This window comes from Mesorhizobium atlanticum (assembly GCF_003289965.1).
GTDB lineage: Bacteria > Pseudomonadota > Alphaproteobacteria > Rhizobiales > Rhizobiaceae > Mesorhizobium > Mesorhizobium atlanticum.
Window position 1 is genome coordinate 474,079 of sequence record NZ_QMBQ01000005.1, and the last position, 13,340, is coordinate 487,418.

Annotated in this window: 17 protein-coding genes; 9 read left to right on the forward strand and 8 right to left on the reverse strand. The window is 64.7% G+C overall.

Features of this window, described 5'->3' with window-relative positions; all coding sequences use genetic code 11:
• The first annotated feature begins 3 nt into the window (after positions 1-3).
• Positions 4-432, forward strand: coding sequence for a DUF6481 family protein (locus DPM35_RS19760; protein WP_112128923.1), 429 nt, complete (start codon positions 4-6; stop codon positions 430-432).
• Between the two features lie 181 nt (positions 433-613).
• Here DPM35_RS19760 and sugE read toward each other — a convergent pair whose 3' ends face one another.
• Together sugE and DPM35_RS33125 are read right to left on the reverse strand one after the other, a co-directional pair.
• Positions 614-928 carry a quaternary ammonium compound efflux SMR transporter SugE gene (gene sugE, locus DPM35_RS19765; protein ID WP_112128924.1) on the reverse strand — a complete coding sequence of 105 codons (315 nt, stop codon included), beginning with the start codon at positions 926-928 and terminating at the stop codon, positions 614-616.
• Positions 929-1,125: 197 nt separating this feature from the next.
• On the reverse strand, positions 1,126-1,251 hold the full coding sequence (locus DPM35_RS33125; protein WP_095819016.1) for a hypothetical protein: 126 nt from the start codon (positions 1,249-1,251) through the stop codon (positions 1,126-1,128).
• Between the two features lie 233 nt (positions 1,252-1,484).
• On the opposite strand from DPM35_RS33125, the gene DPM35_RS19775 reads away from it, so the two are divergent.
• Together DPM35_RS19775 and DPM35_RS19780 are read left to right on the forward strand one after the other, a co-directional pair.
• A complete protein-coding gene (locus DPM35_RS19775) occupies positions 1,485-2,444 on the forward strand; it encodes a cation diffusion facilitator family transporter (RefSeq protein WP_112128925.1) in 960 nt (319 codons plus the stop codon).
• Between the two features lie 32 nt (positions 2,445-2,476).
• Positions 2,477-2,881, forward strand: coding sequence for a GFA family protein (locus DPM35_RS19780; RefSeq protein ID WP_095819018.1), 405 nt, complete (start codon positions 2,477-2,479; stop codon positions 2,879-2,881).
• 3 nt (positions 2,882-2,884) lie between these two features.
• On the opposite strand, the gene DPM35_RS19785 is transcribed toward DPM35_RS19780, so the two are convergent.
• Positions 2,885-4,132 (reverse strand): DNA recombination protein RmuC, encoded by a 1,248-nt coding sequence (locus DPM35_RS19785; protein WP_112129116.1) that lies wholly within the window; start codon positions 4,130-4,132, stop codon positions 2,885-2,887.
• A gap of 103 nt (positions 4,133-4,235) precedes the next feature.
• On the opposite strand from DPM35_RS19785, the gene def reads away from it, so the two are divergent.
• Genes def through truA form a run of 4 tightly spaced genes read left to right on the forward strand, consistent with a single transcriptional unit; the run spans position 4,236 to position 7,076 of the window.
• On the forward strand, positions 4,236-4,766 hold the full coding sequence (gene def / locus DPM35_RS19790; protein ID WP_040984875.1) for a peptide deformylase: 531 nt from the start codon (positions 4,236-4,238) through the stop codon (positions 4,764-4,766).
• 58 nt (positions 4,767-4,824) lie between these two features.
• On the forward strand, positions 4,825-5,760 hold the full coding sequence (fmt, locus tag DPM35_RS19795; RefSeq protein WP_112128926.1) for a methionyl-tRNA formyltransferase: 936 nt from the start codon (positions 4,825-4,827) through the stop codon (positions 5,758-5,760).
• Positions 5,757-6,263, forward strand: coding sequence for a GNAT family N-acetyltransferase (locus tag DPM35_RS19800; protein ID WP_112128927.1), 507 nt, complete (start codon positions 5,757-5,759; stop codon positions 6,261-6,263). The genes fmt and DPM35_RS19800 overlap by 4 nt, the downstream gene beginning before the upstream one ends.
• Before the next feature lie 24 nt (positions 6,264-6,287).
• The gene (gene truA, locus DPM35_RS19805; RefSeq protein WP_112128928.1) at positions 6,288-7,076 is read left to right on the forward strand and encodes a tRNA pseudouridine(38-40) synthase TruA; all 789 of its coding nucleotides are present in this window, start codon (positions 6,288-6,290) and stop codon (positions 7,074-7,076) included.
• Here the strand turns inward: truA and DPM35_RS19810 are convergent.
• Positions 7,073-7,678, reverse strand: coding sequence for a transporter (locus tag DPM35_RS19810; protein WP_112128929.1), 606 nt, complete (start codon positions 7,676-7,678; stop codon positions 7,073-7,075). The two genes, truA and DPM35_RS19810, sit on opposite strands and share 4 nt — an antisense overlap.
• Before the next feature lie 2 nt (positions 7,679-7,680).
• Positions 7,681-8,880: a succinyl-diaminopimelate desuccinylase gene (gene dapE, locus DPM35_RS19815; RefSeq protein ID WP_112128930.1), complete on the reverse strand. Its 1,200-nt coding sequence runs from the start codon at positions 8,878-8,880 to the stop codon at positions 7,681-7,683.
• Between the two features lie 187 nt (positions 8,881-9,067).
• On the opposite strand from dapE, the gene DPM35_RS19820 reads away from it, so the two are divergent.
• Positions 9,068-10,102 carry a 2-dehydropantoate 2-reductase gene (locus tag DPM35_RS19820; RefSeq protein WP_112128931.1) on the forward strand — a complete coding sequence of 345 codons (1,035 nt, stop codon included), beginning with the start codon at positions 9,068-9,070 and terminating at the stop codon, positions 10,100-10,102.
• 176 nt (positions 10,103-10,278) lie between these two features.
• Here DPM35_RS19820 and DPM35_RS19825 read toward each other — a convergent pair whose 3' ends face one another.
• From DPM35_RS19825 to dapD, 3 genes are all read right to left on the reverse strand, one after another.
• Positions 10,279-10,980, reverse strand: a complete 702-nt coding sequence (locus tag DPM35_RS19825; protein WP_112128932.1) for a hypothetical protein — start codon at positions 10,978-10,980, stop codon at positions 10,279-10,281.
• Positions 10,981-10,987: 7 nt separating this feature from the next.
• A complete protein-coding gene (locus DPM35_RS19830) occupies positions 10,988-11,359 on the reverse strand; it encodes a DUF805 domain-containing protein (protein ID WP_181592074.1) in 372 nt (123 codons plus the stop codon).
• Positions 11,360-11,486: 127 nt separating this feature from the next.
• Positions 11,487-12,341: a 2,3,4,5-tetrahydropyridine-2,6-dicarboxylate N-succinyltransferase gene (gene dapD, locus DPM35_RS19835; protein ID WP_112128934.1), complete on the reverse strand. Its 855-nt coding sequence runs from the start codon at positions 12,339-12,341 to the stop codon at positions 11,487-11,489.
• Between the two features lie 144 nt (positions 12,342-12,485).
• Between dapD and DPM35_RS19840 the strand changes: the two genes are divergently transcribed.
• Positions 12,486-13,325: an LOG family protein gene (locus DPM35_RS19840; RefSeq protein ID WP_112128935.1), complete on the forward strand. Its 840-nt coding sequence runs from the start codon at positions 12,486-12,488 to the stop codon at positions 13,323-13,325.
• Positions 13,326-13,340 lie beyond the last annotated feature (15 nt).

Genomic DNA, 13,340 nt, shown 5'->3' on the forward strand with positions numbered 1-13,340 from the left:
CACTTGGCTATCTACAGGGAAAAAGACATTTTCGAGCGGCGCAATGCCGCGAACGAGGCAAAGAAGGCGCTGCTCGCGCGCTTCAACGCAAAGCCGGCGGCGGACGATCCGGCCGTGCTGGCCCGCCAGGCCGAACGCAAGGCGATCCTCGAGGCCCGCGCCATCCGCGAGGCCGAGAAGGCAAGACTGAAGCAGGAGAAGCTGGCGCGTGAGGCGGCCGAGAAGGCCGAGCGCGAGGCGATTGCCGAAGCGGCGCGTCTTGCCGCTGAAGCAGCGGCGGCCGAAGAGGCCAGGCGCCGCGAGGCCGAGGAAGCCGAACGCATCGCGCTCGAGCTCGCCGAGGAAGCCGCGCGCAAGGCCAAGCGTGATGCACGCTACGCCGCCCGCAAGGCGCGCGTCGGCAGGACGCCTCCGGGCTTCTCCGCCCGCTAGAGCAATTCCAGGAAAAGTGCGTAGCGGTTTTCCGTCGGGAATTGCGCAAGAACCAAAAAGCGTAGAGCGGGTCGGCGATTTTGTGAGTCGCTGAACCGCTCTAAGTTCGGGTTCGATTGAAATGATTCAGGGTCGCCGAAAGCGGCCCTGAACGCGTTCGTGCCTTCGGCTGACGGGCCTCTCAGGCAACCAGCTTCAGCCCGACAATGCCGCAGACGATCAGGCCAATGCAGGCCAGCCGGACGACGGTCGCCGGTTCGCCGAGCAGCCAGATGCCGAGCAGCGCTGTGCCGACGGTGCCGATGCCGGTCCATACGGCATAGGCCGTGCCGACAGGCAGCGTCTTCAGCGCCAGGCCGAGCAGGCCGAGGCTGACGATCATCGAGGCGATGGTGAGAAGGGTCGGCAGCGGCCTGGAGAAGCCGTCGGTATATTTGAGGCCGATTGCCCAGCCGATTTCGAACAGGCCGGCGAAGAAAAGAAAGATCCACGACATCAAAACACTCCGTCATTCCGGCATCGATCGAGATGCTCGGGTGGCGGGTCGTCCCGGCCGGTTTTTCGGGAAGGCGAGGTCGTCCTCGCCCCGTGTGATATGGGAGTGCCCTGTGCCTCGATCAACAAAACACCGGCAGCATTGTCATGCCGCCGGTTCCGATTCTGCAGAGAGCCGGATCGACCGAATTCGGCCGCTTACTTTTCCTTGATGCGCATCGCCTTGACCGGCGGCGCCTTCGGAGCCGGGGCCGCGGCGGGCTTCTTGGCGTCCTTCTTCGGCTTGCGGGCTTCCTTGCCTGCCTTCATCGCGCCTTTTGCCATGATTCGCTCCTCCGATTGTGGACGCGCAAGTGAAACAAGAGAAATGCCGGACCGCAAGAGGCGGCGCCGCGCTTGCGAAGCCGCACGGCCGGATGTCAACCGATTTTCCCTGCGCCGCGCTCCTTCAAGGAGCGCTTCAGTCGGCTTGAACCTCGGCCCGGCTGGCGCATTGTCTGTGGAGCTACGGCGTGCGGCCCGCTAAGCTCGATGCATCGCAGAGAGGTCAAAAGCCAATGGCAGGGCATGCCGGCTCGAAAAGGGTCATCTACGCCGCGCTCGCCGGCAACCTGGCGATCGCGGCGACCAAATTCGCGGCGGCGTTCTTCACCGGTTCGTCAGCCATGCTGTCGGAAGGCGTGCATTCGCTGGTCGACACGGGCAATGGCGCGCTGCTCCTCTATGGAATGCGCCGCGCCGCGCGGCCGCCCGACCGCACGCATCCACTCGGTCACGGGCGCGAACTCTATTTCTGGAGTTTCATCGTCGCGCTCCTGGTGTTCGCGCTCGGCGCCGGCATTTCCTTCTACGAGGGCGTCATCCACATGATGGCGCCCGAACCTGTCGTCAACGCCAGGGTCAACTACATCGTGCTCGGCCTTTCGTTCCTGTTCGAGGGCAGCTCATGGCTGGTGGCGCTGAGGGAGTTCCGCCAGCAGAAGGGCAAGCAGGGCTGGCTGCAGGCGGTGCAGTCGAGCAAGGATCCGAGCGTCTACACGGTGCTGTTCGAGGACAGCGCCGCATTGCTCGGCCTCATCGTAGCCTTTGCCGGCATCCTCTCCGCGCAACTTCTGGAAATGCCCGAGCTCGACGGTGTCGGCTCGATCGGCATCGCCATTATCCTCGGCGCAACGGCGATCTTCCTGGCGCGCGAGAGCAAGGGCCTGTTGCTTGGCGAACCTGCGTCGCCTGAGGTTCAGCACCAGGTTTTGGCGATCGCCCAGCAGGATCCGGCCGTGCAGCGGGCGAACGGAATCCTGAGCGTTCATGTCGGTCCGGAAGAAATCGTCGCGGGCTTGAGCATCGAATTCGAGGATCATCTCACCGCGCCCGAGATCGAAGCCTGTGTCGAGCGCCTGGAGGCAAAGCTCAAGAAGGAAATGCCGCAAATCTCCAGGCTCTTCGTCAAGCCGCAGGCCACTGGCACATGGGAGCGGCGGCGCAAGGCCATGGCCGAGGCTTCGGACGAGAGTTAGGTTGAACGGCAGCGAAGTGAGGAGCACAACTTATGAAGATCGACGGCGGATGCCATTGCGGCGCGATCACCTATGAGGCGGAGGTCGATCCGGAAAAGACCTCGATCTGCCACTGCACCGACTGCCAGCAGCTGACCGGGACGGCTTTTCGCGTCTCGGTACGCGTGCCGGAGGAGGATTACCGCATCACCAGAGGCGAGCCGAAGGTCTATATCAAGACCGGATCGAGCGGCGCGAAGCGGGCGCAGGGCTTCTGCGGCGATTGCGGCTCGCATCTCTATGCAACCTCGGTCGGCGACGGACCGAAGGTCTATGGCATCCGGGTCGGCACGTCGCGCCAGCGCGATCAGCTGGTGCCGAGGACGCAATACTGGCACCGATCGGCGCTGCACTGGCTGCCTGAGTTTGAAGGCACGAGGATCGTCGAGGAGCAGTAGGGATCAGTCATCGCCTTCGACGACGCGCAGCCTGAGCTGTCCCGTCTTTGAATCGGCCACCCGCGCTCCGCCTTCGACCTTGGCCGGGCGCGGCGCCTCGGCTTCGCCCTCGGCGAACTCCAGCGCCTCGATCTTCTGGCCGCGCTTGGTGACCTTCGACGTCGAGACCAGAATGTCGTCGATGTCCTTGGCCGCCTGACCGAAATGCGTCTGCAGCCGGCGCACCCGCTCGTCGACCCTGGCCACATCCTCCATCAGCCGGATGACTTCGCCCTGGATCAGATGCGCCTGCTCGCGCATCCGGGCGTCCTTCAGGATCGACTGGATGACCTGGATCGACAGCATCAGCAGCGACGGCGAGACGATGACGACGCGGGCGCGATGCGCCTTCTGCACCACCGCCTCGAAATTCTCGTGGATTTCCGCGAACACCGATTCCGAGGGCACGAACATGAAGGCGGTATCCTGCGTCTCGCCCTGGATCAGGTATTTTTCCGCGATATCGCGGATATGCACCTCGATGTCGCGCCGGAAGGCCTGTGCCGCCACCTTCTGCATGTCGGCGCCCTCGGCGGCGCGGATGGCGCTCCACGCTTCCAGCGGGAACTTGGCGTCGATGGCGAGCATCGGCGCGCCGTTCGGCATCCGCACCAGGCAGTCGGGCCGGCTGCCGTTGGAGAGGCTGGCCTGGAACTCGTAGGCGCCATGCGGCAGGCCGTCGGCGACGATCGCTTCCATGCGCGATTGGCCGAAGGCGCCGCGCGTCTGCTTGTTGGAGAGGATCGCCTGCAGCTGCACGACCTGGCCGGCCAAGGATTGGATATTGCCCTGCGCGGTGTCGATCACCGCCAGCCGCTCCTGCAGCTTTGCCAGGCTTTCATGCGTCGACTTGGTTTGCTCGGCCATGGTCTGGCCGATGCGGCCGGTCATGGCGTCGAGTCGCTGCCCGAGCGATTGCGTAAGCTCCGCCTGCCTGGCGCCGAACACGTCGGCGATCGCGCCCATGCGCCCGTGCATCTCGGCCTGCGCCTGCATGATGTCGGCCATCCGCGCCTCGGCGTCGCGGGCATGGTCGGCCGCTTCCGCCGCGGCAAGCGCTCGCGCCTTGGCCGCGCGCCACACGGCGATGACGAGCGCGGCGAACAGCACGACGAACAGGACAACAGTGAAAGCGAGCGCCTGGCCGAGCGTGATCGTGGTGGCGCCGAGCAGCGCGACCGGTTGCGAAAGGATGGAGGTCATGTCGTTCATGTGCGCAGCATAACCGATTCGCATCGCCGGCACAGATCAAAACGTGAACATGGAAAAGCTGCCCCCGTTGACGCTTCTCAAGCGAAGTCTTAGGTGAGACGCCATGTCGATCAAGCCGCTCATCATCCTTCCCGATCCCGTCCTGCGCCAGGTTTCCAAGCCGGTGGAGCGCGTCGACGCCGATTTGCGCAAGCTCGCCGACGACATGCTGGAGACCATGTATGACGCGCCGGGCATCGGCCTTGCTGCGATCCAGGTCGGCGAGCCGCGACGGCTTCTGGTCATCGATCTCGCCAAGGAAGGCGAGGAGCCTCAGCCGCATGTCTTCATCAATCCGGAAGTGCTCGAGAGTTCCGACCAGCGTTCGGTCTATGAGGAAGGCTGCCTGTCGATCCCCGACTATTATGCCGAGGTCGAGCGCCCAGCCTCGGTACGGGTGAAATATCTCGACCGTGACGGCAAATTGCAGGAGATGCAGGCGGAAGGCCTGATGGCCACCTGCCTGCAGCACGAGATCGACCATCTCAACGGCGTGCTGTTCATCGACCACATCTCGAAGCTGAAGCGCGACATGGTGGTGCGCAAGTTCAAGAAGCTCGCCAAGGACAAGGCGCCGGGCAAGATGGTGGGCTAAAGGCCGTTTTGGCCGCGCGAGCACCTGAGCCTACCGCAAGACAGGATCGCAGGACCTCATGCCGCTTCGCGTCATCTTCATGGGCACGCCGGATTTTTCCGTGCCGACGCTGCGCGCCATCGCCGAAGCCGGCCACGAGATCGCGGCCGTCTATACGCAGCCGCCGCGCGCCGCCGGCCGGCGCGGGCTGGAACTGACGCCTTCCCCGGTGCAGCGCGAGGCCGAGCGGCTGGGCTTGGACGTGCGCACGCCGACATCGCTGAAAGGCGAGGCCGAACAGCAGGCTTTCGCCGGCTTGCAGGCCGATGTCGCGGTCGTGGTCGCCTACGGCCTGCTGTTGCCGAAAGCCATTCTGGACGCGCCGAGGCTCGGCTGCCTGAACGGCCATGCCTCGCTTTTGCCACGCTGGCGTGGTGCTGCTCCCATCCAGCGCGCCATCATGGCCGGCGATACCGAAACCGGCATGATGGTGATGAAGATGGAAGAGGGTCTGGATACCGGACCGGTGGCAATGGTTGAAAAAATAGCCATCGGACCCGATATGACGGCCGGCGAATTGCATGACCGCCTGATGGGTCAGGGCGCTTCGCTGATGGTCGAGGCGCTCGCGCAGTTGGGGATAAATTGTCTGACATTTACCCCGCAGGCGACGGAAGGGGTGACCTACGCCCGAAAGATCGATAAATCGGAGACACGCGTAGACTGGACGCGGCCTTCTGGCGAAGTCCACGATCACATTCGCGGCCTCTCGCCCTTCCCGGGCGCGTGGTGCGAGGTCGAAATTGGCGGCCGCATGGAGCGGCTGAAACTGCTTCGCTCGACGCTCTCGGATGGCGTCGGCGAGTCGGGAGGAATTCTCGATGACCGGCTGACGGTCGCCTGCGGATCGGGCGCGGTCAGGTTGGTCGAAGTTCAACGGGCGGGCGGAAGGCCTGCCGCCGCGCAGGAGTTCTTGCGCGGAGCCAAGATCGAAAAAGGAACGAAACTCACATGAGCATGATGTCGATACGCGCGGCGACGCCGCGGGATCGCGAGGCCATCCGCCTCGTCGAAGAACATGCCTTTGGCCAGCAGGCGGAAGCCGGCCTGGTCGATGCCCTGGTCACCGGCGGCGACGCCGTCGTCGAATTGGTGGCCGAGGAAGATGGCCAGGTCGTCGGCCACATCCTGTTTTCCAGGCTTTACGTGCAGAATGGCGGCAAGCGCTTCGCGGCCGTCGCGCTGGCGCCGCTGGCGGTCGAGCCTTCCTTCCACGGCACCGGCATCGGCGGCGCGCTGATCCGCGAGGCGCATGTCCGCCTCAAGGAAGCCGGCGAGATGCTGGCCGTGGTTCTGGGCGATCCGGTCTATTATGGCCGCTTCGGCTACACCCATGACCGCGCCGCAAATTTCGAGAGCGAGTATCAGGGTGAGGCGCTGCAGGCGCTGGCCTGGGGCGACGCGCCCGAGACCGGCAGGCTGGTCTACGCTTCGGCCTTCACCGCTTTGGCCGCCTAGGCTAAGGCGAAAGCACAAGCTGGCATGCCGCGTTTTCGGCTCGATATCGAATATGACGGCAGCCAGTTCGCCGGTTGGCAGCATCAGGCCGACCAGCCCTCGGTGCAGCAGGCGATCGAGCAGGCGATCGGGAAGTTTTGCGGTGAAGACCTGAGAATACGGGCCGCCGGCCGCACCGATGCCGGCGTGCACGCCACTGCCCAGGTGGCGCATGTCGATCTCGCCAAAGCGTGGTCGGGCGACAAGGTCCGAGACGCGGTGAATGCCCATCTGCAGGCGGCAGGCGCGCGCATCGCCATCCTGAAAGCCGCTGTCGTCCCCGACGATTTCGATGCGCGCTTTTCCGCCACCGGCCGCCACTACCTCTACCGCATCCTCAACCGCCGCGCGCCGGCGGCGCTGGAAAAAGGCAAGGTCTGGTGGGTGCCGAAGCGGCTCGACGCCGAGGCCATGCATGCGGCGGCGAAAGTGCTGCTTGGCAAACATGACTTTACCACCTTCCGCTCCACTCAGTGCCAGGCCGAAAACCCGGTCCGCACGCTCGACCGCCTCGATGTCGGCCGCAATGGCGATTTCATCGAGGTGCGGACCTCGGCACGGTCCTTCCTGCACAACCAGGTTCGCTCGATGGTGGGCTCGCTGAGGCGCGTCGGCGACGGTTCCTGGGGCGCGGCCGATCTCAAGGCGGCGCTCGAAGCGCGCGATCGCGCGGCCTGCGGCCAGGTCGCCCCGCCGGACGGGCTTTTTCTTGTCGGCGTCGACTATCCGGAAGCGCTCGGCAAACTCGCCATCACCGGGGACGCCGACACTTAACCCGTCGTGCCGTCCGGTATGTCGATGCCGAGCAGAGCCTGCAGGCCGAACAGGACGAGCAGGGAGGCGATGAACATCCCGACAAAGACGGCGGTGCCCACGGCGGCGCCCTTGCCGATCGACGCGTTGGTCATGCGCCAGGTCAGCAGCGCCGACAGCGCGAACAGGAACAACGACACAAGGCTGTTGACGTCGCTGTTGGAAGGCAGGAACAGCCTTAGCAGCGCGGAGGGCAGCATCAGCCAGGCGATGATCGCCGACGCCCAGTTGGAGGCAACGACGTAGTGGACGAACCGGCCGCCGATGCCTGCGCGCGGCGCGACCAGCGCCAGCGCCACCAGCGGCAGCACCCAGGAGCCGATATCCACGGTCGCCAGCCTGATCAGCATGCCGAGGCGCCCGGCGAAGGCGTCCGGATCGCCGATCTCGTTGGCGATGCCGACCCAGCCGACGATCAGCGCCGGCGCGGCCACGACGATGGCGAAGAAGGAATTCCAGAAACCGTCCGCTGAAAGGTCGAGCAGGCGCAGCCCGTCGGCCTTGCCGAACATAAGCCGCCAGGCGCCGGCCAGCGAAGCGTAGGTTTCGTCCGCCGATAGCATGGTCACGGAAGGCCTTTTGCGAACCAGTCTTCGATGAAGCGTTCGTAGATCTGCGTCAGCGTCTCGAGGTCGGCAAGCGCGACGCGCTCGTCCACCATATGCATGGTCTTGCCGACCAGCCCGAACTCGACCACCGGGCAGTAATCCTTGATGAAGCGCGCGTCCGACGTGCCGCCGGAGGTGGAGAGCGCCGGCGTCTTGCCGACCACCGCCTTGACCGAGCTGCTGAGCGTATCGATCAGCCTGTCGTCGCGGGTGAGGAAGACATGGCTCGGCCGGTCGCGCCAGGCAAGCTCGTAGTCGACCGGTGTCTTCTTGCCCGGCCGGTATTTCTTGCGCCCCGCCGCCTGGTCTAGCCGGTTGTGGATATCGGCCTGTATCGTTTCCGCGTCCCATGTGTCGTTGAAGCGGATGTTGAAAATGGCCGTCGCCTTGGCCGGGATCACGTTGGTCGCCGGATTGCCGACATCGATCGACGTCACTTCGAGATTGGTCGGTTGGAAATCCTTGGTTCCCTTGTCGAAAACGGGGTGCAGCAGCGCGTCGACCAGGCTCATCAGGCCGCGCACCGGGTTGTCGGCAAGCTGCGGATAGGCGGCATGGCCCTGGCGTCCGTTCACGGTCACGGTGCCGGACAGCGAGCCGCGCCGTCCGATCTTGATCATGTCGCCCAGCGCATCCGGATTGGTCGGCTCGCCGACGATCGAGGCGTCCCACTTCTCGCCCTTGGCCGCCGCCCAGCCGAGCAGCTTTGTGGTGCCGTTGATTGCCGGTCCTTCCTCGTCGCCGGTGATAAGCAGCGAGACCGAGCCCTTCGGGCCGCCGTTTTTCTCCACGTGGCGCGCCACCGCGGCGATGAAGCAGGCGATGCCGCCCTTCATGTCGACGGCGCCGCGGCCATACATCTCGCCTTTGGCGATTTCGGCGGCGAAGGGGGGGTGCGTCCATGCCGATTCGTCCCCCACCGGCACGACATCTGTATGGCCGGCAAACATCAGATGCGGGCCATTGCCCGAGCGCCGCGCATAGAGGTTCTCGATGTCCGGCGTGCCGTCTTCCGAGAAGACCGGACGCTCGACCGAGAAACCGAGCGGCTTCAGCATGTCCTCCAGCGTGGCGAGCGCCCCACCTTCTGCGGGTGTTACGGACGGACAGCGGATCAGGGCGGCAAGATTCGCGGCGGGATCGGTCGGCAATGTCATGGGCAAAGCGATAATCGAAAGCGTTTGTCGTGTCACGGTGGCAGATGATCGCCGGTCATGGCGCCGACAATATGGTTTTCATCACGTATAAATGCATGTCGCCCGGACGTGCGCAGCGGTTCTGGGAGAACGACATGCGTCATGGCAAGTCGGGAGCCAGGCGAGGACGCCAAGCGGGGACAAATGCATGGCCAGCGAAACAAGCACCATCGCGATAGCCGGCGCCGGCAGCATCGGCTGCTATGTCGGCGGCTGCCTGGCGCTCGCCGGCCGCAAGGTTGTTTTCCTCGGCCGCGGCCGCGTCGTCGAGACCATGCGCCGGGGCGGATTGCGGATCAGCGATCTTGATGGCCGCGATCGCCGCCTCGCAGCGCAGGCGATTGCGGCCACCGACGATCCGGCGATGGCGCTGCGCGAGGCGGACGTCGTTCTTGTGGCGGTGAAGAGCGGCGCCACCGGGGAGATGGCGAAGCTGATCGCCAACCACGGGCGTCCTGATGCCATGGTGGTCAGCCTGCAGAACGGCGTCGACAATGTCGAGAGGCTGCGCGCCGCGCTCCCTGGACGGCGGGTACTGACTGGCATGGTGATGTTCAACGTCGTCCAGTCGCCGGATGGCGAGCTGCCGTTCCGCGTCCATCGCGCCAGCCAGGGCGAGGTGATGATCGATGCCGGCATCCATGGGCTTGCAGAGCTGCTCGATGTCGACGGGCTCGCCGTAGAGGCGCGCGCCGACATGAAGGCGGTGCAGTGGAGCAAACTGCTGATGAACCTCAACAATGCCCTGGTGGCGCTCTCCGACCTGCCGCTGGCTAGGCAACTGGCCGACCGGCGCTGGCGCGTGATCCTGGCCGCCCAGATCGACGAGGCGCTCGCCGCGATGAGGGCGGCGGGGATAGCGCCGGCGCGCATCACCGGCCTGCCGCCGGCGCTGCTGCCGAAAGTGCTGCGGCTGCCCGACTGGCTGTTCGGCCTCCTGGCGCGCCGCATGCTGGCGATCGATCCCGAAGCCCGCTCTTCGATGTGGGACGATCTCAAACGCGGCCGCCAGACCGAGATCGATGAGTTGCAGGGCGCGGTCGTTCGCCTGGCCAGGCAAGCCGGCATCCCGACGCCGATGAACGAACGGGTCGCGGCCCTGGTGCGTCAGGCCGAAGCGGAAAAGCGCGGCCCGCCGAAGCTGGCTGCGCAGACGGTCGGAGCAATTCCAGGAAAAGTGTGACACGGTTTTCCGTCAGGAATTGCGTCAAAACAGAAAGATAGAGCGGTTCGCCGTTTCCATGAAACGGTGAAACGCTTTAGAGCAATTCCAGGAAAAGTGTGAGCGGTTTTCCGTCCGGAATTGCGTCAAAGCAAAAGATAGGGCGTTTCGCCGTTTCCGTGAAACGGTGAAACGCACTAGCGGCGGCCCTCGATCAGCGTGATCTTCTGCCAGATCTTGCGCGACAGGTTGGAGCTCAGGTTCTCGATGTCGTTGACCCCGTCTATGACGACATCGTCATTGACCGACTGCGCGAACAGCGCCGCGATCTTGCCGGTGATCGACAGCATCTCCGAGCAATAGTCGAGATAGCGCGCAAGGTCCGCGGCGTTGGTGATGCGGGCGGGCGAGTGCGCGGTCGGCTTGAACTCGGCCGACAGCGCAGCCGGGTCCTTGGTCAGCTGGTGCATGTCGATGACATGGATCAGCGAGCGCAGCCCGTGCAACTGGCGGAACACCTTCTTGCGCTTGATCCGCTCCTCGGTGCGGACCAGCGCCAGCAGCCCGAGCACGGCCAGGATCACCGTATTGATCGTCGCCTCGATGCCTTGCATCGACTGCACGGCGTCATCGGCGCCCGAGATGCGGTCGAGCGGCAGGATCGTGCCGACGAACAGGAACACCGCCACGCCGGCGATGAAGGCCGCGATGATGACGCCGCGCAGCCACCAGATCGGCGTCTCCAGCTCCCTGGCTGCCTTGGCGAGGTCCCGCGACAGCGACACCAGCTCGGCGGCGACGCCGCGCAGGCCGGCATCCGGAAAACGCTCGCCGATCCGCCCCTCCAGCCTTTCGGCCGTCTCGATGATCAGTTGCGGATCGAGCGCGCGGTAGCGCATGACGGCCTCACGGATCGGCCGGCGCGTTGGTGCGCCTGCCGTAACGATTCGGTCCGGGATCGCTGCGGAAACAGGAGAGGATGATGAGCAGGATGGGACCGATGATGAGCGAGATCAGCGCAAAATAGGTCGGCTTGCCGAAATCATGGAAGCGCTTTGCCGTCACCGCGAAGGTGGCCCAGGCCGAGATCAGCAGCACGCCCCAGCATATCATGGCCCAGTTCTGACTGGCTGTGGTGTTCAGCTCCACCCGCGCGAACTGGTAGAACGGGAAAAACTGGACGAGCACCAGCAAAACCCCGGCCAGCGCATAGGCGACCGGGCTCAGCCGCCCCGAAAGGCTGAAGAACAGCCAGAAGAATTGCGATCTTTCAGACAATCGCGTCCGCTCCGTCAAAGCATGTCTCCCGAAAGTGGGAACCGGTTTCGGGACAAAGACATGCGCAAGATCAAAAACCTAAAGCGCGGGGAGCGAATCTGAAAGATCGCGACGCGCTTTAGCAGGATCAATCGCGCAGCAATTCGTTGATCGAGGTCTTGGAACGGGTCTTGGCGTCGACGCGCTTGACGATGACGGCGCAGTAGAGGCTCGGACCCGGCTCGCCATTGGGCAGCGGCTTGCCCGGCAGCGATCCGGCGACGACCACCGAGTTTGCCGGCACCTCGCCGTAGAACACCTCGCCGGTGGCGCGGTCGACGATCTTCGTCGACTGCCCGATGAACACGCCCATGCCGAGAACGGAGCCTTCGCGCACGATGCAGCCTTCGACCACTTCCGAGCGCGCGCCGATGAAGCAATTGTCCTCGATGATGGTCGGTCCGGCCTGCATCGGCTCGAGCACGCCGCCGATGCCGACGCCGCCGGAAAGATGCACGTTCTTGCCGATCTGCGCGCAGGAGCCGACCGAGGCCCAGGTGTCGACCATGGTGCCCGAATCGACATAGGCGCCAACATTGACGAAGGACGGCATCAGCACGGCGCCCGGCGCGACATAAGCCGAGCGGCGCACGATCGAGGACGGCACGGCGCGGAAGCCGGCCTTCTCGAAATCGACGGCGCTCCAGCCGTCGAACTTCGACGGCACCTTGTCCCACCACACCGCCTGACCGGGACCGCCCTTGATGATCTCCATCGGGTTCAGCCGGAAGGAGAGCAGCACCGCCTTCTTCAGCCACTGGTTGACCTGCCACTTGCCGTCGTCCTGCCGCTCGGCGACGCGGGCGACGCCGCGATCGAGCAGGTCGAGCGCGGACTGGATGGCGTCGCGCGCCTCGCCGCGCGTGGCGCTCGAAATCGTGTCGCGCTCCTCGAAGGCCTTTTCGATGGTCGTTTCGAGGCTCGCCAGATCGGGCTTCGACATGATTTCGCTCCATTACCAAGCTGTTAAGGGGCTCAGCCTTAACCTGTTTAAAAGTCGCGCGGACCCTATGTTAAGGCTTAATGAGGGTCAATCGCGCCTGCGTCACGGGACGGCGCAAGTAAGGGTATTGGACGGGTGGATTCGATGACTCCCATGGAAAAGGCGGGGTGGACGCCGCTGCCGCATTCGGACGAGGACCTGGAACGCGCGAAAAGCGTGCCGGACACCCCGCAGACTCGTGCCGAGACCTACCGACTGGCCTGGAACGATCCGGACTTCATGACGCGGCGCGAATTGCGCGCCGTGCGGCTGCAGCTCGAGCTCCTCAAGCCGGAGATGATCCTGGCCGAACGCGGCATACGCTCGACCGTGATCCTGTTCGGCGGCGCCCGCTTGCCCGAGCCGGGTGGCGAAACCTGGGCGGCGAAGAACGAGACGCAGAAGAAGAACCTCGAGGCGAACAGCAAATATTACGAGGAAGCGCGCAAATTCGCCCGTCTGTGCTCGCAGCAATCGGCCACCTCCTATTATCGTGAATATGTCGTCGTCACCGGCGGCGGGCCTGGCGTCATGGAGGCGGGCAACCGCGGCGCCGATGATGTCGGCGCTCCGTCGATCGGTTTGAACATCGTGCTGCCGCACGAGCAGGCGCCCAACGCCTATGTCACGCCGGAGCTCTGCTTCAACTTCCACTACTTCGCCATCCGCAAGATGCATTTCGTCATGCGCGCCAAGGCGGTCGCCGTGTTTCCGGGCGGCTTCGGCACGATGGACGAGTTCTTCGAGACGCTGACCCTGATCCAGACGGGGCGCATGGAGCGGGTGCCGGTTATCCTGTTCGGCAAGGCCTTCTGGCGAAGGGTGATCGACCTCGATTTCCTCGCCGAGCAGGGCACGATCTCGCCCGGCGATCAGGACATCATCGATTTCGTCGACACCGCCGAGGAAGCCTGGGACATCATCCGACGCTTCTACAAGCTCTAGAGTCTGCCTGCCGCC